The organism is Streptomyces sp. NPDC053474, from assembly GCF_044544845.1.
Taxonomy (GTDB): Bacteria; Actinomycetota; Actinomycetes; order Streptomycetales; family Streptomycetaceae; genus Streptomyces.
The window spans coordinates 121,249-139,312 of sequence record NZ_JBITXV010000001.1 but is presented as its reverse complement, the minus strand read 5'-3'; the positions used below and the strand labels follow the sequence as shown (position 1 = coordinate 139,312).

Below are 18,064 nucleotides of genomic sequence, written 5' to 3'. Positions count from 1 at the left end.
GCCATGGCACCCACGGCACCCCCGGAATCCGCAGCGGCCGCGGCGCCCCCGCAGGGCAAGCTGCTCGAAGTGCGCGACCTGCACGTGGAGTTCCGCACCCGCGACGGCGTGGCCAAGGCCGTCAACGGCGTCGACTACGCCGTCGCGGCGGGCGAGACGCTCGCCGTGCTCGGCGAGTCGGGCTCCGGCAAGTCCGTCACCGCGCAGGCCGTCATGGGCATCCTCGACATGCCGCCCGGCCGCATCAGCGGCGGCGAGATCCTCTTCCAGGGCCGGGACCTGCTGAAGCTCAAGGAGGACGAGCGGCGCAAGGTGCGCGGCGCGGGCATGGCGATGATCTTCCAGGACGCGCTCAGCTCCCTGAACCCCGTGCTCAGCGTCGGCGACCAGCTCGGCGAGATGTTCGTCGTCCACCGGGGCATGTCCCGCAAGGACGCCCGCGCCAAGGCCGTCGAGCTGATGGACCGCGTGCGCATCCCCGCCGCCAGGGAGCGCGTCGGGCAGTATCCGCACCAGTTCAGCGGCGGCATGCGCCAACGCATCATGATCGCCATGGCGATGGCCCTGGAACCGGCCCTGATCATCGCGGACGAGCCGACGACCGCGCTCGACGTCACCGTCCAGGCCCAGGTGATGGACCTCCTCGCGGAGCTCAAGAGCGAGCTGAACATGGGCCTGATCCTCATCACCCACGACCTGGGCGTGGTCGCCGACGTGGCCGACACCATCGCCGTCATGTACGCGGGCCGCATCGTCGAGAAGGCCCCCGTCCACGAGATCTACAAGGCGCCCGCGCACCCCTACACGCGCGGCCTCCTCGACTCGATCCCGCGCCTGGACCAGAAGGGCCAGGACCTCTACGCCATCAAGGGCCTGCCGCCCAACCTCACGAACATCCCGCCCGGCTGCGCCTTCAACCCGCGCTGCCCCATGGCCCAGGACGTGTGCCGCACCGACGAACCGCCGCTCGCCCCGGTCACGTACGAGGGGCTCGCGGGGGAGCGGCGCAGCGCCTGCCACTTCTGGAAGGAGTGCCTCCGTGGCTGAGCCCATTCTGGAAGTGCGCGGACTCGTCAAGCACTACCCGCTCACCCAGGGGATCGTGCTGAAGAAGCAGGTCGGCGCCGTCAAGGCCGTCGACGGCGTGGACTTCGACCTGCGGCGCGGCGAAACCCTCGGCATCGTGGGGGAGTCCGGCTGCGGGAAGTCCACCGTCGCCAAGATGCTCGTCCATCTGGAGCGGCCCACGGCGGGGGAGATCCGCTTCAAGGGCGAGGACATCGCCGGGCTCTCGGGCCGGGCCCTGAAGGCCGTCCGCCGGAACATCCAGATGGTGTTCCAGGACCCCTACACGTCCCTGAACCCCCGCATGACCGTCGGCGACATCATCGGCGAGCCCTACGAGATCCACCCGGAGGTCGCGCCGAAGGGCTCGCGCCGCAAGAAGGTCCAGGACCTCCTCGACGTGGTCGGGCTCAACCCCGAGTACATCAACCGCTACCCCCACCAGTTCTCCGGCGGACAGCGCCAGCGCATCGGCATCGCGCGCGGGCTCGCCCTCCGCCCGGAGGTCATCGTCGCCGACGAGCCCGTCTCCGCGCTCGACGTCTCCGTGCAGGCGCAGGTCGTGAACCTCCTGGAGCGCCTCCAGAGCGAGTTCGAGCTGTCCTACGTCTTCATCGCGCACGACCTGTCGATCGTGCGGCACATCTCCGACCGGGTCGGGGTCATGTACCTGGGGCGGATCGTCGAGGTCGGCACGGACGCGGAGATCTACGAGCATCCGACGCACCCCTATACGCAGGCGCTGCTCTCCGCCGTGCCCGTGCCCGATCCGCGGGCCCGGGAGCACCGCGAGCGCGTCATCCTCAGCGGGGACGTGCCCTCGCCCGCGAATCCGCCCTCGGGGTGCCGGTTCCGTACGCGCTGCTGGAAGGCCCGGGAGCGCTGCGCCCTGGAGGTCCCGGCCCTTGCCGTCCCTGCGGAGTTCCGCCTGGTCACGGGGCCTGCGGCGCATGATTCGGCGTGCCATTTCGCGGAGGAGAAACAGGTGGTGCCCTGACCCGCGTGGGACGCCCCTGACCCGCCCCTTCCCGATCCGGGGGCTGCCGCCCCCGTGCCCCCGTTTGTCGGCGCTCCGCGCCTCGTCCTCAAACGCCGGACGGGCTATGAATAGCCCCTCCGGCGTTTGAGGAGCGGGGGTCTGGGGGCGGAGCCCCCAGGAAGCGGGAAGGGGCGGGTCTGGGGCGCCACCCGCGAGGGCGGTAACAGGGCGGCAACCCCGGCGACCCCAGGAGGTAAAGAGAGCGCGCCAGCCTGGTGGCGTACGGCCGTGCGGGTGCCGTTGGACCGGCCGGGGCGCCATGTGGCCCCGGCCGGTCGTCCCGGCCTACAGGCCGAGCGCGCGCTTCAGGAAGTCGACCTGGAGCAGCAGGAGGTTCTCCGCGACCTGCTCCTGGGGCGTCATGTGCGTGACCCCGGAGAGGGGCAGCACCTCGTGCGGGCGCCCGGCGGCGAGCAGCGCGGAGGAGAGCCGCAGCGAGTGCGCGACCACCACGTTGTCGTCGGCGAGGCCGTGGATGACCAGGAGCGGCCGGTGCGGCTCGGCGGGGTCGACGAGCCCGTCGTCGGCGACGAGGGAGCTGGTGCGGTAGGCCTCGGGCGAGGTGCCCGGGTCGCCGAGGTAGCGCTCCTGGTAGTGCGTGTCGTACAGGCGCAGATCCGTCACCGGCGCCCCGGCCACCGCCGCGTGGAAGACGTCGGGGCGGCGCAGGACCGCCATGGCCGAGAGGTAGCCGCCGAAGGACCAGCCGCGGATGGCGACGCGGTCCAGGTCGAGCGGGAAGCGCTCGGCGAGGGCGTGCAGGGCCTCCACCTGGTCGTCGAGGGTGCGGGTCAGATCGCCCTTGACGGCCTTCTCCCAGGCGGGCGAGCGCCCCGGCGTACCGCGCCCGTCGGCGACGACGACCGCGAAGCCCTGGTCGGCGAACCACTGCGAGGTCAGGAAGGCGTTCCGCGCGCTGAGCACCCGCTGGGCGTGCGGGCCGCCGTACGGATCCATGAGGACGGGCAGCCGCACTCCGGAGGAGGGGTCGTACCCCGTCGGAAGCAGGACGGCGCACGGAATCCGTCGTGCGCCCCCTTCGGTGAGTGTCACGCGCGGGGTGAGCCCCGGCTGCTGCGCGTGCGAGACGACGGTGGCCACCTGCTTGCCCTCGCGCAGGACGCGGACCCGTGAGCCGTAGTGATCGAGCGTGGCCGAAACCAGCACGGTGACGTCACCCGCCCGCACCGCCGAGTGCACCCCGGGCTCCTGCGAGACCCGCTCCACGCCGAGCTCGTTGACGCGGTAGACGTGCACCTCGCCGAGGGCCGGGTCGGTGGCGGCCTCGCCCGCGGACGCCGAGATCAGGACCGAGTCGTCGGTCACGTCGAGCACGGCGCGGACGTGCAGCTGCGGCCCCGTCAACGGCCGTTCGCCGACCGCGAGGACGCGCGCGCCGCCCTCGTCGGCGATCCGCACGAGCTGCCCGCTGGGCGACCAGCAGGGCACACCGGGGAACAGTTCGAGCCAGTCGTCGTCCTCGTCGGCGTGCACCATCCGCGTCGTCCCGGTGTCGGGGTCCACGGCCAGATACAGCGCGCTGCGCTGGTCGCGGGCCTGCACGAGGAGCAGCGGCGCACCGCTCGCCGACCAGTGCACGCGGGCCAGGTACGGATAGCGCTCGCGGTCCCAGACGACCTCCGTGCGGGCGCCGTCGAGGCCGATCACGAAGAGCCGCACCTCCGCGTTGGGCGTGCCCGCCGCGGGGTAGGCCACCTGCTCCGGCTCCCGCTCCGGGTGCGCGGGGTCGGCGATCCACCAGCGCCGCACCGGGGTGTCGTCGACCCGCGCGACCAGGAGCCGGTCCGACTCCGGCGACCACCAGAAGCCCCGGGAGCGCTGCATCTCCTCGGCCGCGATGAACTCCGCGAGCCCGTACGTCACCGTGCCCGCCCCGTCGCCGTCGGGCTCCGCGAGGGCCCGGTCCGCGCCGCCGTCGGCAGCCGTGACGCGCAGCGCGCCCCCGGCGACGTACGCGATGTGCCGCCCGTCCGGCGACGGGCGCGGGTCGATCACCGGGGCGGGCGCGGGCAGCTCGCGCGCGGTGCCCGCGCGCAGCTCGGCGGCGAAGAGGCGGCCCGAGAGGGCGAAGGCCGCCAGCTCGGCCGCCGCGTCCGTGGCGTACCCGACGATCCCGGCGCCGCCCTCGCGGCTGCGCTCGCGGCGCGCCCGCTCGGCCGCGGAGAGCTGCTCCGCGGCCCCGCCGAGCAGCGCCTGAGGGTCGGCGGCCACGCGCTCCACGGGGGGCCCGTCCGCGGCGAGGTCGAGGACCCACAGCTGGTTCGCCCGGTCCGTGCCGGACGCGGAGCGCAGGAAGACGACGCGGGAGCCGTCGGGCGCGACGGTGAAGGCGCGCGGCGTGCCGAGGGAGAAGCGCTGCGTACGGGCGTGCAGGCGCGGGAAGGACGGCTGCGGCGCCGTGGTGTCGGAGGGGTCCGTGCGCTCCGGCGCCGCGGCGCCGGGCGGAGTACCAGCGTGCTCGGACGTCTCGGAACGCTCGGCGGTCTCGGGGTTCTGGGTGGTCATCCCCCGAGCCTAAGTGTGATGCGCCCCCTGTGTTTCGGTGCTCCGACTCATGTGATTCCACGGATAGTTATGATCCGTAGCGCGTGGTGGGTAGGACCTTGCTGGCACGGGTGGAGGACTCCGCCGGCGAGGCAGGGGTGAGGCTCGGGGAAGTGGGAGGTGAACCGGCGTGGTGCTGTCGGTCTCGGTGGTGCTGTTGCTGGCCATCATCGTGGTCATGTTGGTGCGGAAGCAGGGGCTCAAGACGATCCACGCGATCGTGTGCGCCCTGCTCGGGTTCTACCTGGCCAGTTCGTCCTTGGCGCCGACCATCGACGAGCTGTCGACGAACCTGGCGGGCGTGATCGAGGACATCGACCCGTAGAGAAGCGTCACCGCCGCCCCTGTCGCCCCTGTCCCACCGGCGCGACAGGGGCGTACGTGCGGCATGCGCGCGGGGCGGGTGCGCCGGGCTCGTAGGCTGTTCCCATGACGGAACTGCCCGCCCGGCGCCTGCTGCTCGTGCACGCGCACCCCGACGACGAGTCGATCAACAACGGCGCGACGATGGCCGCGTACGCGGCCGCCGGTGCCCGTGTCACGTTGGTGACCTGCACGCTCGGCGAGGAGGGCGAGGTCATCCCGGCGGAGCTCGCGCACCTCGCCCCCGACCGCGAGGACACGCTCGGCGCGTACCGCGTCGGGGAGCTGGCCGCCGCGATGAAGGAGCTCGGCGTCGGCGACCACCGCTTCCTCGGCGGCGCGGGGCGCTACCGCGACTCCGGGATGATGGGCCTCGAACAGAACCACCGCCCCGGCGCCTTCTGGGCCGCCGACCTGGACGAGGCCGCCGCGCACCTCGTCGCGGTGATCCGCGAGGTGCGGCCGCAGGTGCTCGTCACCTACGACCCCGACGGCGGCTACGGCCACCCCGACCACATCCAGGCCCACCGCGTCGCCATGCGCGCCGCGGACCTGGCGGGCGAGCCCGGCTTCCGCACCGACCTGGGCGCGCCGCACACGATCGCCAAGGTCTACTGGAACCGCGCGCCGCGCTCGGTCGTCGAGAAGCGCTTCAGAACCCTCCCGGACGCGCTCCCCGGCACGCCCTTCACGGCCGTCGCCTCCCTGGCCGACGTGCCCGGCGTCACGGACGACGAGCGGATCACCGCGGAGACCGGCGGGCCCGCCTTCGCCGCCGCCAAGGCCGCGGCCATGCGGGCCCACGCCACGCAGATCGAGGTGAGCGAGCCGCTGTTCGCCCTGTCGAACGGCCTGGCCCAGCCGATCTTCGACACCGAGTACTACGAGCTCGTACGGGGCGAGTCGGGGGCGGCGCCCGGCGCGCGCGAGACCGACCTGTTCGCCGGGCTCGGCACGGAAGGGGCGGACCAGTGAGTACGCGATCCAAGGCCTCGTCGTCGGCCAAGGGCGCGAAGCCGTCCGCCAAGGCCGCGAAGCCGTCCGCCAAGGCCGCGAAGCCGTCCCCGGCCGCGGGCTCCGGCGCGGCGGCCGCCGCCGTCCCCGGCAGCTTCCTCGCCCAGCCGCTGAACGCCGCACGCCTGGTGGCGTACGTCGCGCTCTTCCTGCTCGGCGCGTTCGTCGGGGTCGCGGGGGCGCTCGTCCAACAGGGCTGGTTCCCGGGCGGGTTGCTGCTCGCGCTCGCCGGAGCCGCCGGTGCCTTCTACGGCGGCGCCACCGCCACCGGCACCAGAGCCGGGGCCCTCGCGCCCGCCGGAGGGTGGCTCGCCGCCGTCATGCTGCTCACGGCGACCCGCCCTGAGGGCGACTTCGTGTTCGGCGCCGGGCTCGGGTCGTACGTCTTCCTGCTCGGCGGCATGGGCGTGGCTGTGATGTGTGCCACGCTCGGGCAGCGGCCGCAACCAGGCGCGTCCGACGCCCGACTTGGCAAGTGACGTACCACTTGAGCCCGTTCCCGGCAGGGGTTTGACGCCGGTCACGGGATGCCTGCCGACGGCGGCCAGTATGGTGGTGCGCGCCGCCGAGCCGCCCGAGTGGTCGAGACGGGCGGCGGAGCCAACCAGGAGAACCTGCCTTGAGTCGTGAAACTGACAGTTCGTCCTCCGGTCCTCACGGGCGCGCGGGAGCCGCGTACCCGTCGGGGACGCCGCCGTACGGCTCGCCCGCTCAGGGCGTCGGCCCGGACGGCGCAGCGGACGGCGCCGGGCTCGGGCCCGGCGACCGGCGGTCCGGCGAACCGAAGACCGAGACCACGCTGACCACCCGGATCCGGATCAACATCCCCGGATCGCGGCCCATCCCGCCCGTCGTGATGCGCACGCCGGTCGGGGACGCCGACGGTGACAGAGGCACGGAACCCCACGCCCCGGACGACACCGGCTCCGGTACGGGTGCCGCCTCGGCGCTGCCCGGTCCCGGCGCGCCCGCCCCCGCCCCCGGCGGGGCCCTGAACGGCGGCGCCGCTCCGCAGGCGTCCACGGGGCCCACCGGAGGTTCCGCTTCCGGCGATGACGGCGGGGAGCCCGCGAGCGACTGGTTCGCACCGCGCAAGGCCCCGGCCAAGGGTCCGTCCACTCCGTCGAGCCCTCCTCCCTCTTCGGGCACCGGTTCGGGTGACTCCGGCACGGGTGGCTACGACGTGTCCGCCGCCGTGGCGGCCGGACCGCTCGGCTCCGGCGGGGAGCCGCGGCGCGACGACCTCCCGTACTTCGGCGACGACCGGCCCGCCGGGCCCACCGGGGGACCGGTGACCGGGGACGGCCCGATGCTGACGCCGGAGCCCCCGGCCGAGCCCGACCCGTACGCGGCGGGGCCCGACCCCTACGGGACCGGCACCGAGCCGTTCGCGGGCGGCCCCGCAGGTCCCGGTGGCCCCGGCGGCCCCGGCCGCCTCAGCGACGACACCGCGATCCTCACGCCGCAGAAGCCCGTGCCCGGCGCGGGCGGCCCCGGCGGCCCGCGCCCGCCCGCCGCTGGTGCCCCCGGAGCGCCTGGAGGAAACGTCTCCGGGGACACGCTCAACAGCGGCATCCCGGTCGTCCCGCCCGCCCAGAACGGGCCGTTCGCGCCCGGCGCCCCCGACGGGCCGCTGCCGCACACGCCGCCCAAGCTGCCCGAGCCCGCGCAGCAGAAGGCCCCGGCGGCCCCGGCGGCCAAGAAGGCGAAGAAGAAGGGCCGCAGCAAGCTGGTCATGCTCGCCGGGCTCGTCGTGGTCATCGGCTGCGGCGCGTACGGCGCGGGCCTCCTGATGAACCACGCGGACGTACCGAAGGGCACCACCGTCCTCGGCGTCGACATCGGCGGCGGCACCCGCGACGAGGCCGTCAAGAAGCTCGACGCGGCGCTCGGCGAGCGCGTCAACAAGCCGCTCAAGCTGACGGTCGGCGGCGACACGCTCACCCTCAAGCCGGACCAGGCCGGGCTCACGCTCGACAGCCAGGCCACGGTCCGCTCCGCCGCGGGCAGCGACTACAACCCCGTGTCGGTGATCGGCGGCCTGTTCGGCGGCGAGCGCGTCGTCGAGCCGGAGATGCCCGTCGACGAGGAGAAGCTGACGGCCGCCCTGGAGCGCGCCGCGGGCGGCTCCGGCTCCGGCACCGCCAAGGAGGGCACGGTCAAGTTCGTGCCCGGCAAGGCCGTCGCCGTGCACGGCAGGGCGGGCAAGGGCATCGACGCCGAGAAGGCATCGAGCGCGGTCGCGGAGGCGTACAAGAAGCAGGTCGAGACCGGCAGCGCGGGCAGCGTGGCGGTGCCCGTCACGAACCGCAAGCCGACGGTCTCGGACGCCGAGGTCGACCGGTTCATGCGGGAGTTCGCCAAGCCCGCCATGTCCGCCAACGTCATGATCAAGACGAGCACGGGCAGCGGCATCCCGCTCGGCCCCGCGCGGTCGCTGCCGCAGGTGCTCGGCGTGAAGGTCGTGAACGGCAAGCTCGTCGAGACGTACGACCTCAAGGCGCTCAAGGCGCTCTACGGCAGCACCTTCGACGGCGTCCTGATCCAGCGCGGCAACGGCAAGAAGACGCCGGTCCAGCCGACGGACGTCGCGCAGGCCATGGGCAAGGCGCTGCGCGGCAAGACGCCCGCGGAGCGGATTGGTGTGATCGAGACCAACGCGAGCTAGCCGCTGGCACACCGGCGCCGGGCGGGACCAGTTCACTGGTCCCGCCCGGCGCTTTCGTCTGCCCGCGTGGGTGCCCCCGCCGCCTTCGGTCAGCTCGTCCGCATGACATCTGTCATGCGGATGTCACCACACCCGACACTGCCGTCGTACCGCTCTGACCAGCGACGATGGTGCACATGACGATGACAGCGACCACCGCGGCGGGCCCCTTGACGAGTGCCGTGCGGTTCGAATCGGTGACCAAGTCCTACGGCGACGTACGGGCCGTCGACGGCCTGAGCCTCGATCTGCGGCCCGGGGAGACGGTGGCGCTGCTCGGGCCGAACGGCGCGGGCAAGTCGTCCACGCTCGACCTGCTCCTCGGCCTGCGCCGCCCGGACAGCGGCACGGTCAGCGTGTTCGGCACCGGACCGCGCGAGGCGATCACCGCGGGCCGCGTCGGGGCGATGCTGCAGAGCGGCGGCCTCATGGACGAGGTCTCGGTGCGCGAACTGGTGCGCCTCGCCTGCGCGTTGCACCCGCGGCCGTACCGCGTGAACGACGTCCTCGCGCACGCGGGCATCACCCAGATCGCCGACCGCAAGGTCAACCGGCTCTCCGGCGGCCAGGAGCAGCGCGTCCGGTTCGCGCTCGCGACCGCCGGACCCAACGACCTGATCGTCCTCGACGAGCCGACCACCGGCATGGACGTCAGCGCCCGCCAGGCGTTCTGGGCGACCATGCGGGAGCAGGCGGACCAGGGCCGCGCGGTCCTCTTCGCCACGCACTACCTGGAGGAGGCCGACGCGATCGCCGACCGCGTCCTGGTGCTGCACCGCGGCCGCCTCCTCGCCGACGGCACCGCCGCCGAGATCAAGGCACGGGCGGGCGCCCGCAAGGTCAGCTTCGACCTGGTGGAGCTGGCCGCGCGGGGCGCCGAGCTGACCGCCGAGCTGCGCCGCCTGCCGCACGTCAGCGCGCTCGACGTGTCCGGGCGCACGGTCCGGCTGCAGTCCACCGACGCCGACGCCACCGTGCACGCGCTGTACGGCCTCGGCGTCTACCCCCGCAACCTGGAGGTCGCGGGCCTCGGCCTGGAGCAGGCCTTCGTCGCGATCACCGCGGCCGAGGAGGCGAAGACGGCATGACCGGCACCTCCACCACCCCGCGCACCTCCACCACCCCGCGCACCTCCACCACCCCGCGCACCTCCACCACCACTGCACACACAGACACCACTGCACACACAGACACCACCCCGCACACCGACACGAGCACGGAGACCCACGTGACCACGGCGACGCACCCCACGGAAGCGACGCACCCGGCGACGGCACGGGCGGGCGCCCGGCGGGGCGCGGCGGGCTTCTCCTCCGCGGCCCTCGTCAAGCTGGAGATCAAGCGCTCCCTGCGCAACCGGAAGTTCCTGTTCTTCTCCGTGCTCTTCCCGGCGCTGCTCTTCCTGATCACCGCGGGCGGCCAGGACGCCGACGCCACGATGCCCGGCAGCGGCGGCCTGAGCGTGCCCGCGTACCTGATGGTGTCCATGGCCTCCTTCGGAGCGCTCACCGCCGTCCTGATGGGCAACAGCGAGCGCATCGCCAAGGAGCGCGAGAGCGGCTGGGTGCGCCAGCTGCGCCTGACCAGCCTGCCCGGCCGCGGCTACGTGCTCGCCAAGACGGCCAGCGCCGCCGTCGTCAGCCTGCCCTCGATCCTCGTGGTCTTCGTGGCCGGGGCCGCCGTCAAGGGCGTCCGCCTGGACGCCTGGCAGTGGCTGGCCCTGACCGGCTCGATCTGGGCGGGCAGCCTCTGCTTCGCCGCGCTCGGCGTGGCCGTCGGCTACCTCGCCACCAGCGACACGGCTCGCCCGATCGCGATGATCCTGTACTTCACCCTCTCGGTCCTCGGCGGCCTGTGGATGCCCGCCACGACCTTCCCGCACTGGCTCCAGACCCTCGGCGAGTGGCTGCCCACGCACGCGTACGCGGCGCTCGGCCGCGCCATCGAGCTGGGCGGCGCCCCGCACACCAAGGACGTCGTCCTGCTCGTCGCGTACTTCACGGCCTTCGCCACGGGCGCGGCCTGGCTGTACCGGAAGGACACACTGAAGGCGTGAACGAACCACTGGACCTGGAGCGCAGCCACCCCCTGCACAGCTTCGGGCGGCCCGTCACGGACCGCCGCGCGGCCCGCACCAAGGCCGCCTGGATCGGCATCTGGCTGGTCTTCATGGCGGCACCGGTGAAGGACCTGGCCGACGGCGGCCGCTCCACGGCGGCGACGGTCCTCGGCTCGCTCGGCCTCGCCGCCTTCGTCGGCTGCTACCTGACCCTGGTCTTCCGGTACACGACCCGGGTGCTCAGCTGGCGCTGGGTGTACGTCACGTACGGGGCCCTCGTGCTCCTCGCGGCCGCCCTCTCGGCCTGGATGGACTCCGCCTGGCTCGGCCTGTGGGTGTACGTCGCGGTGTCCGCGGGCGCGGTCCTGCCGATGGCGCAGGCCCTGTGGGTGATCCCGGCCGTCACCGGGGCGATGCTGGCGATCGGCGTGTACGCGCAGGGCGTGGGCGCGGCGGACCTGATCACCGGCCTCGGCGTGACGACCTTCCTCGTCGGCTTCGCGATGACCGGCGTCCGCCATCTGATCCGTACGACCCTCCAGCTCCGCCAGGCCCGCGCCACGGTCGCCCAGCTCGCCGCGAACGAGGAGCGCCTGCGCCTGGCCCGCGACCTGCACGACCTGCTCGGCCACTCGCTGTCGCTGATCACGCTGAAGAGCGAGCTGGCCGGGCGGATGCTGCCCGACCACCCGGACCGGGCCGCCCAGCAGGTCGCGGACATCGAGCAGGTCAGCCGCCAGGCCCTGGTGGACGTCCGCGAGGCGGTCACCGGCTACCGCAGGCTCACCCTGCCCGGCCAGCTCGCCGGGGCGCGCACCGCGCTGACCGCCGCGGGCGTCGAGGCCACCGTCCCCCTGGAGGTGCCCGCGGGCCCGCGGGCACCCGACGAGGAGCGGGAGGCCGCGCTCGCCTGGGCGCTGCGCGAGGCCGTGACGAACGTCGTACGGCACAGCGGGGCGAGCCGCTGCGCGGTCACGCTCACCCACCGCCAGACCCTCGCGGGCCCGGTGCTCGAACTGGCCGTGGAGGACGACGGCGTGGGCCTCACGGCGGGCACCGGCCACGGCAACGGCCTGACCGGCCTCACCGAGCGCCTGGAGGCCGTCGGCGGCGTCCTGGAGGTGGGCTCGGGCGGCGGGCGCGGGGGCCGCGGCTTCCGGCTCGCCGCGCGCGTGCCGCTGGCGGCGGACCCGGCGGGGGCGGCCGCGGCGTCCGCTCTAGGATCACCCGCATGACCGGCACGCACACCCCCGCAGACCCCGGCGAAGCCGACGCCCCCGCGGGCGGCCCCGTCCGGGTGCTGCTCGCCGAGGACCAGTCCATGGTCCGCGAGGCCCTCGCGGCGCTGCTCGGCCTGGAACCGGACATCGAGGTCGTGGCGCAGGTGGCGCGCGGCGACGAGGTGCTCGCCGCCGCCCGCGCCCACCCCGTCGACGTGGCGCTCCTCGACATCGAGATGCCGGGCCGCACCGGCATCGAGGCGGCGGCGGAGCTGCGCGCGGCCCTGCCCGCGGTGAAGGTCGTCGTCCTCACCACCTTCGGCCGCCCCGGCTATCTGCGCAGCGCCATGGAGGCTGGGGCCGTGGCCTTCCTGGTGAAGGACGCGCCCGCGGCCCAGCTCGCCGACGCCGTGCGCCGCGTCCTCGCGGGCGAGCGCGTCATCGACCCCACGCTGGCCGCGGCCGCCCTCGCCGAGGGCGCCAACCCGCTGACCGACCGCGAGCGGGAGGTCCTGCGCGCCGCCGCCGACGGCTCCACCAACGCCGAACTCGCCGCCGCCCTCCACCTGTCCCAGGGCACGGTCCGCAACTACCTGTCGACGGCCATCCAGAAGCTCGCCGCGCGCAACCGCGCCGAGGCCGTGCGGGTCGCCCGGGACAAGGGCTGGCTGTGACCCGCCGCCCGGCCGGGCTCAGTTGAGCCGCGCCCGGGCCGCCCGCGCCTGGCGCCGCACCCGCTCGGCCGCCGCCGCGTCGCGCGGGGCGAGGGCGTCGGCGTAGGTCTCCAGCTCGGCGGCGCCGGTGCGGAAGTCGCCGCGCTGGACCAGGAGCTGGGCCCGGTCGTGGTGCAGCCCGGCCGCGGGCCCGGGAAGCAGCAGCGCGAGCTCCACGGCCCACAGGGCGACGTCGGAGCGCTCGGGCCGGGCCGCGGCCCAGACGCGGATGTTGTTCAGGACGCGCAGGACGATCTCGCGCGGGTCGGCGGGCCGTAGCATCGCCGGTTCCGGCGGCGCCCCGGTGGCGCCCGCGACCAGCAGCCGCACCTCCGTACAGCTCAGTAGGCGCCCTCCGCCGAACGGGTCGGCGAGCACGCGCTCCTCGCACCCGCCCCGGCCGCCGCAGGAGTCGTACGCGCCGCAGCCCTCGCCCGGGCAGGCGTCCGGGCTGCCGAAGGCGACCACGAAGTGGCCGGGCAGCGCGACGCCGTACACCGGGGCGCCCGCCCGCCGGGCCACCTCGATCCACAGCACGGACAGCAGGATCGGCAGGCCGCTCCTGCGCCGCAGGACGCGGTGCAGCAGGGCCGACTCCAGGCGCTGGTAGTCACCGGGCCGCCCGCCGAACCCCAAGCGCCCGCCAAGGAGTTCGGCGAGCGCGGCGGCCCAGGCGCGGGGCCCGCCCGGGCTCGGCGGAAGCAGCCGCGCGAGCAGGTCGAGCTGGTGGCGCGCCGCGGCGATGCCCGCCGCGTCGAGCGCGGGGTCCGCCTCCGCGCCGATCAGCAGGCACAGCAGCGCGAGGTCGGGCCGCTCGGCCCTGGCCTCCACCGCGAAGGCTCGACGCCACGCACGCATACGACGGTGGTGCCCGACCGAGGCCTCCCCAACCGGTTCCTCAGCGGCCGGAGCGGACCCGGTGGGGCGCGCCGGGAGGCCTCAGTTGAGCTTCGCCCGGGCCGCCCGCGCCTGGAGCCGGACCCGCTCCGCCGTCGTGGGCTCGATCGACTCGACGACCTCGGCGTACTCGTCGAGCCCCCGCGCGCCCTCAAGGAAGTCACCGCGCTCGACGAGCAGCTGGGCCCGCTCGTAGCGCAGCCGCGCCGGGTGCGAGGGCAGCAGGAGCGACAGTTCGAGGGCCCACAGCGCCACGTGGGAGCGCTCGGAGCGGGCCGCGGCCCAGGCCCGGATGTTGTTGAGGATGCGCAGCATGATGTTCAGCGGGGCCGCGGCCGTCAGGAGCGAGGAGTTGAGCTTGCCGCCCGTGGTCTGCGCGACCAGCCGCTCCGCGTCCTCGCGGCTCAGCAGCCGCCCGCCGTTGAACGGGTCGGCGAGGACCTGCTCCGTCGCGCCGTACTCGTCCGGGCTGCCGAAGCCCACCACGAAGTGGCCGGGCAGCGCGACGCCGTACACCGGGGCGCCCGCACGCCGGGCCACCTCTATCCACACCACGGACAACAGGATCGGCAGGCCCCGCCTGTGCCGCAGCACCTCGTGCAGGAGCGAGGACTCCAGGCGCTGGTAGTCCGTCGCGGTGCCGTGGAAGCCGTGCCGCCCCCCGAGCAGTTCGGACATCGCGGCGGCCCACGCGCGCGCCCCGCCCGGCCGGTAGGGGAGCTGCCCGGCGAGCGTGTCCAGCTCGATCTGCGCCGCCACGATGCCCGCGTCGTCGAGCTCCGGGTCCGCCTCCCCGCTCAGCAGCAGGCACAGCAGGGACAGGTCGGGCCGCTCGGACCTGGCCTCGTCGGCGAATCTGCGCCGCCATTCACTGGACTTCGCGGGCTGTGCGCGCATCCGTGCCTCTGTCGTTTCTGTGTGGGCCCGTCCGGCCGGGCCGAGGGGTGGTGCCGGGGTGCTGCTTCCCGTGCTGTCTTCGCCGTACGCCTGCGACCGGCGTACGCGTACGACGCCGTCCGTGCGGGCCGAAGCGCCGTCGCGCCCGGTCCGGGGCGTCCCGCCGCCCGGACGCGGCCGCCCGGGCCCTCCGTCGTCGCTCATGCCTCCGGTCGCTCGGGCTGCCTGTAGTGGTGGTAACGGTGGTGGACGGAGAATCCCATCCCGTCGTACAGCGCCCGCGCACCGCCGTTGTCCTCCTCGACCTGGAGCCACGCGGCCGACGCCCCCTCGTCGAGCGCCCGCCGCGCGAGGGCCGTCATCACGGCCGTGGCCAGGCCCCGCCGCCGCGCCGCGGGGTCCACCTCCACCGCCATGAACCCCGCCCACCGGCCGTCGACCACGCACCGCCCGATCGCCGCCGGCGTGCCCTCGTCGCCGGGCACGGAAGCGAACCACACCGAGGGGCCGCTCGTCAGTACCTCGACCACATGTGGTCCCGCCGCCCCGGCCCGCCCGTACCGCCGCAGCCACGCCGCGTCGACGCTCCGCGACAGCGTCACCCGCCCGGTGTCCACGGGCAGGTCACCGACCGGGGCGAGCGCGCCGATCAGCACCTGTGTGGTCACCTCCCGCGCCCAGCCGCGCCGTTCGAGCTCCGCGCGGAGCCGGTCCTGCGCGTCGTCGACGCCGGTCGCGGCCTGCACGTACGCGGGCAGGCCGCGGTCCGCGTACCAACTGCGCACGTACGTCAGCGCGTCGTCGAGGGGGCGGCCCGGATCGCCCAGCGGCAGCACGGAGTTGGCCCGTCGGGTGAATCCGGCGGCGGCCCGCAGCGTCCACGCGCCGAGGCGCTCGCTCTCCACCGGCTGCCAGGAGCGCGCCCCCGCCCGCGCCAGCTCCTCGTACGTCGCGGCGGGTCCCCGGCGGCGCGCGGGCGCGCTCGGCACGACCTTCCCCGCGACCAGGGCACTCTCCGCAATCCGGACAGCCTCGCCACTCTTGCGTGTGATCACCAACACACCGTCGTTCCACGATGTGAGAACGCCCACCGTGTCGGTGAACCGGGAGCCCGGGGCGTCCGCCTCGCTCACACGTCGAACCGATACGCGTTTACCCACGTCAGAAGGGGTGATTCGGACCTCGAGCCGTCCGCCCGCAGTGAATTCCACAGCTCTGTACGCCCCTCCTGTTCGGATCTTGCCCGGGAACGGAGATACTAGGTGCGGGCATCGACGACGCCGCGCTCCCGCGCGCCAGGCGAGCGGAGCCTGAGGACGGCCCGCCAGCGCCCGTATCGAGGAGGAACGACAGCGTGACCTACGTCATCGCGCAGCCTTGTGTCGACGTCAAGGACAAGGCGTGCATCGAGGAGTGCCCGGTCGACTGCATTTACGAGGGCAACCGCTCCTTGTACATCCACCCGGACGAATGCGTCGACTGTGGAGCCTGCGAACCGGTCTGCCCGGTCGAGGCGATCTTCTACGAGGACGACACTCCTGAGGAGTGGAAGGACTACTACAAGGCGAACGTCGAGTTCTTCGACGAGCTCGGCTCGCCCGGTGGCGCCAGCAAGCTCGGCCTGATCGAGCGCGACCACCCCTTCGTCGCAGGCCTGCCGCCGCAGAACCAGTAAGCGGCCGCTCAAGCGCCGCCCCGGTCCCGTACGGCCACGTCCGCTGTACGGGGCCGGGGCGTTTGTACAAGACCCCCGCACCGCCTGGAGCGCATCTCGTGTCAGCAGTCTCGGACCGTCTTCCCACGTTCCCCTGGGACAAGCTCGAGCCGTACAAGGAGACGGCGGCGGCCCACCCGGACGGCATCGTCGACCTGTCGGTCGGCACCCCCGTCGACCCGGTGCCCGAGCTGATCCAGAAGGCGCTCGTCGCGGCCGCCGACTCGCCCGGCTATCCCACGGTGTGGGGCACGCCCGAGCTGCGCGACGCGATCACCGGCTGGTGCGCCCGGCGCCTCGGCGCCCGCGATCTGACCCACCACAACGTGCTGCCGATCGTCGGCTCCAAGGAGCTCGTCGCCTGGCTCCCCACCCAGCTCGGCCTCGGCCCCGGCGCCAAGGTCGCCTATCCGCGCCTGGCCTACCCGACGTACGAGGTCGGCGCGCGCCTGGCCCGCGCGGAGTACGTCACGTACGAGGACCCGCTGGAGCTCGACCCCACGGGCCTCGCGCTCCTGTGGCTCAACTCGCCCTCCAACCCGACCGGCCGTGTCCTGTCAAAGGACGAGCTGACCCGGGTCGTGGCCTGGGCGCGCGAGCACGGCGTCCTGCTGGTCAGCGACGAGTGCTATCTGGAGCTCGGCTGGGAAGCCGACCCGACGTCGGTCCTGCACCCGGACGTCTGCGGCGGCTCGTACGAGGGCATCGTGGCGGTCCACTCCCTCTCCAAGCGCTCGAACCTCGCGGGCTACCGCGCGGCGTTCGCCGCCGGGGACGCCGCCGTGCTCGGCGACCTCCTCCAGATCCGCAAGCACGGCGGAATGATGACTTCCGCTCCGACGCAGGCCGCGGTGATCGCGGCCCTCGGGGACGACGCCCACGTCCACGCGCAGCGCGAGCGCTACGCGGCCCGCCGCACGGCCCTGCGCGAGGCCCTGGTCCGGCACGGCTTCCGCATCGAGCACAGCGAGGCGAGCCTGTACCTGTGGGCCACCCGCGACGAGTCCTGCTGGGACACGGTCGCCCACCTCGCCTCCCTCGGCATCCTGGTGGCCCCCGGCGACTTCTATGGCGAGGCGGGCGCCCACTTCGTCCGCGTAGCGATGACAGCAACGGACGAACGCGTGGCAGCAGCGGTATCGCGCCTGAGGTAGCAAAGGGGCGCGGGGAGCTGCAAAGCTCCCCGCACCCCTTCCGCGTACCCGGACCCGGAGGGTCAGCCCAGCGGCAGGCTCTTCACCGGCAGCTGCTCGGTCGGCAGCCCCTTGCCCGCCGCACCCCCGAGAACCTCACCGGCCCCCTCGGCCACGTCATCCGCGGCCCCCTTCGCGGCAGGCGCCGTCGTCTTCGCGCCCTTGCCCACCGCCTTGCCCGCGGTCGGCACACCCTTCTTGACGGCCTTGCTCCCGGCCTCCGTCGCGACGCCACTGGCCTTCTGCGTCGCGCCGTCGACCGTGTCGCCCAGGCTGCCCGGGTCGACGGCGCTGAGCCCGCCCAGCTTCGAGGTGTCGGGCAGGTCGGCGGCGCTCGCGGAGCCGGCCGCACCGACCACGGGCGCCGCCGCGGCGACGAGCAGCGCGGCGCGGGCGATCCGGCGGGTCAGGGGGAGGGACATGATGCTCCTTAGCGGGAGGGGACGGTGAGGTGTCCGACCGGAGGATCTCCGGCGCTTGACGCAGTGACTACCGCTCGAAGCTCACGAAGGTTGCGGTGGGCCAACGTAAAGAGTTGGCAATGCGTCGCATTATCGGCTGCGGATAAATTCGGGCAAACGCGATGCGTGGAAATGCTGTCAAGACCGCTCAACAGCC

The 18,064-nt window shown here is 74.0% G+C and carries 17 protein-coding genes; 12 read left to right on the top strand and 5 right to left on the bottom strand.

The window, feature by feature from the left end; genetic code table 11:
- Positions 1 to 3 precede the first annotated feature (3 nt).
- Both ACIG3E_RS00635 and ACIG3E_RS00630 read left to right on the top strand, forming a co-directional pair.
- Positions 4 to 1,047, top strand: coding sequence for an ABC transporter ATP-binding protein (locus ACIG3E_RS00635; RefSeq protein WP_399609567.1), 1,044 nt, complete (start codon positions 4 to 6; stop codon positions 1,045 to 1,047).
- A complete protein-coding gene (locus tag ACIG3E_RS00630; RefSeq protein ID WP_399609565.1) occupies positions 1,040 to 2,062 on the top strand; it encodes an ABC transporter ATP-binding protein in 1,023 nt (340 codons plus the stop codon). The genes ACIG3E_RS00635 and ACIG3E_RS00630 overlap by 8 nt, the downstream gene beginning before the upstream one ends.
- Positions 2,063 to 2,389: 327 nt before the next feature.
- Here the strand turns inward: ACIG3E_RS00630 and ACIG3E_RS00625 are convergent, their stop codons facing one another.
- Positions 2,390 to 4,630 carry a prolyl oligopeptidase family serine peptidase gene (locus tag ACIG3E_RS00625; protein ID WP_399609563.1) on the bottom strand — a complete coding sequence of 747 codons (2,241 nt, stop codon included), beginning with the start codon at positions 4,628 to 4,630 and terminating at the stop codon, positions 2,390 to 2,392.
- A gap of 169 nt (positions 4,631 to 4,799) precedes the next feature.
- On the opposite strand from ACIG3E_RS00625, the gene ACIG3E_RS00620 reads away from it, so the two are divergent.
- The 8 genes from ACIG3E_RS00620 to ACIG3E_RS00585 all read left to right on the top strand — a co-directional run bounded on the left by ACIG3E_RS00620 (position 4,800) and on the right by ACIG3E_RS00585 (position 12,706).
- On the top strand, positions 4,800 to 4,994 hold the full coding sequence (locus ACIG3E_RS00620; protein ID WP_399609561.1) for a hypothetical protein: 195 nt from the start codon (positions 4,800 to 4,802) through the stop codon (positions 4,992 to 4,994).
- Positions 4,995 to 5,098: 104 nt separating this feature from the next.
- Positions 5,099 to 6,007: an N-acetyl-1-D-myo-inositol-2-amino-2-deoxy-alpha-D-glucopyranoside deacetylase gene (mshB, locus tag ACIG3E_RS00615; RefSeq protein ID WP_399609559.1), complete on the top strand. Its 909-nt coding sequence runs from the start codon at positions 5,099 to 5,101 to the stop codon at positions 6,005 to 6,007.
- Between the two features lie 149 nt (positions 6,008 to 6,156).
- Positions 6,157 to 6,525: a DUF6113 family protein gene (locus ACIG3E_RS00610; RefSeq protein WP_399610719.1), complete on the top strand. Its 369-nt coding sequence runs from the start codon at positions 6,157 to 6,159 to the stop codon at positions 6,523 to 6,525.
- Between the two features lie 140 nt (positions 6,526 to 6,665).
- On the top strand, positions 6,666 to 8,714 hold the full coding sequence (locus tag ACIG3E_RS00605) for a hypothetical protein (RefSeq protein ID WP_399609557.1): 2,049 nt from the start codon (positions 6,666 to 6,668) through the stop codon (positions 8,712 to 8,714).
- A gap of 176 nt (positions 8,715 to 8,890) precedes the next feature.
- Complete coding sequence (locus ACIG3E_RS00600; RefSeq protein WP_399609555.1) at positions 8,891 to 9,841, top strand: ABC transporter ATP-binding protein; 951 nt, start codon at positions 8,891 to 8,893, stop codon at positions 9,839 to 9,841.
- 242 nt (positions 9,842 to 10,083) lie between these two features.
- Positions 10,084 to 10,809 carry an ABC transporter permease gene (locus ACIG3E_RS00595; RefSeq protein ID WP_399610716.1) on the top strand — a complete coding sequence of 242 codons (726 nt, stop codon included), beginning with the start codon at positions 10,084 to 10,086 and terminating at the stop codon, positions 10,807 to 10,809.
- On the top strand, positions 10,806 to 12,047 hold the full coding sequence (locus ACIG3E_RS00590; RefSeq protein WP_399609553.1) for a sensor histidine kinase: 1,242 nt from the start codon (positions 10,806 to 10,808) through the stop codon (positions 12,045 to 12,047). The genes ACIG3E_RS00595 and ACIG3E_RS00590 overlap by 4 nt, the downstream gene beginning before the upstream one ends.
- A complete protein-coding gene (locus tag ACIG3E_RS00585; RefSeq protein ID WP_399609551.1) occupies positions 12,044 to 12,706 on the top strand; it encodes a response regulator in 663 nt (220 codons plus the stop codon). Before ACIG3E_RS00590 ends, ACIG3E_RS00585 begins: the two co-directional genes overlap by 4 nt.
- 18 nt (positions 12,707 to 12,724) lie before the next feature.
- Here the strand turns inward: ACIG3E_RS00585 and ACIG3E_RS00580 are convergent, their stop codons facing one another.
- The 3 genes from ACIG3E_RS00580 to ACIG3E_RS00570 form a co-directional block, all read right to left on the bottom strand.
- Entirely contained in the window at positions 12,725 to 13,603 is an 879-nt protein-coding gene (locus tag ACIG3E_RS00580; RefSeq protein ID WP_399609550.1) for a tetratricopeptide repeat protein, read from the bottom strand.
- 81 nt (positions 13,604 to 13,684) lie between these two features.
- Positions 13,685 to 14,539, bottom strand: a complete 855-nt coding sequence (locus ACIG3E_RS00575; RefSeq protein ID WP_399609548.1) for a transglutaminase-like domain-containing protein — start codon at positions 14,537 to 14,539, stop codon at positions 13,685 to 13,687.
- Positions 14,540 to 14,739: 200 nt separating this feature from the next.
- Positions 14,740 to 15,750, bottom strand: coding sequence for a GNAT family N-acetyltransferase (locus ACIG3E_RS00570; RefSeq protein ID WP_399609546.1), 1,011 nt, complete (start codon positions 15,748 to 15,750; stop codon positions 14,740 to 14,742).
- Between the two features lie 143 nt (positions 15,751 to 15,893).
- On the opposite strand from ACIG3E_RS00570, the gene fdxA reads away from it, so the two are divergent.
- Together fdxA and ACIG3E_RS00560 are read left to right on the top strand one after the other, a co-directional pair.
- The gene (gene fdxA, locus ACIG3E_RS00565) at positions 15,894 to 16,214 is read left to right on the top strand and encodes a ferredoxin (protein ID WP_138961620.1); all 321 of its coding nucleotides are present in this window, start codon (positions 15,894 to 15,896) and stop codon (positions 16,212 to 16,214) included.
- 98 nt (positions 16,215 to 16,312) lie between these two features.
- Positions 16,313 to 17,407 (top strand): bifunctional succinyldiaminopimelate transaminase/glutamate-prephenate aminotransferase, encoded by a 1,095-nt coding sequence (locus tag ACIG3E_RS00560; protein ID WP_399609543.1) that lies wholly within the window; start codon positions 16,313 to 16,315, stop codon positions 17,405 to 17,407.
- A 62-nt stretch (positions 17,408 to 17,469) separates the two neighbouring features.
- Here ACIG3E_RS00560 and ACIG3E_RS00555 read toward each other — a convergent pair whose 3' ends face one another.
- Positions 17,470 to 17,868, bottom strand: a complete 399-nt coding sequence (locus tag ACIG3E_RS00555; protein ID WP_399609541.1) for an ATP-binding protein — start codon at positions 17,866 to 17,868, stop codon at positions 17,470 to 17,472.
- Between the last annotated feature and the right edge of the window lie 196 nt (positions 17,869 to 18,064).

Coding starts and splice junctions, on each gene's coding strand:
- ACIG3E_RS00635 (WP_399609567.1), top strand. CDS start 4: ATGGCACCCACGGCACCCCCGGAATCCGCAGCGGCCGCGGCGCCCCCG.
- ACIG3E_RS00625 (WP_399609563.1), bottom strand. CDS start 4,630: ATGACCACCCAGAACCCCGAGACCGCCGAGCGTTCCGAGACGTCCGAG.
- mshB (WP_399609559.1), top strand. CDS start 5,099: ATGACGGAACTGCCCGCCCGGCGCCTGCTGCTCGTGCACGCGCACCCC.
- ACIG3E_RS00600 (WP_399609555.1), top strand. CDS start 8,891: ATGACGATGACAGCGACCACCGCGGCGGGCCCCTTGACGAGTGCCGTG.
- ACIG3E_RS00585 (WP_399609551.1), top strand. CDS start 12,044: ATGACCGGCACGCACACCCCCGCAGACCCCGGCGAAGCCGACGCCCCC.
- ACIG3E_RS00580 (WP_399609550.1), bottom strand. CDS start 13,603: ATGCGTGCGTGGCGTCGAGCCTTCGCGGTGGAGGCCAGGGCCGAGCGG.
- ACIG3E_RS00575 (WP_399609548.1), bottom strand. CDS start 14,539: ATGCGCGCACAGCCCGCGAAGTCCAGTGAATGGCGGCGCAGATTCGCC.
- ACIG3E_RS00555 (WP_399609541.1), bottom strand. CDS start 17,868: ATGTCCCTCCCCCTGACCCGCCGGATCGCCCGCGCCGCGCTGCTCGTC.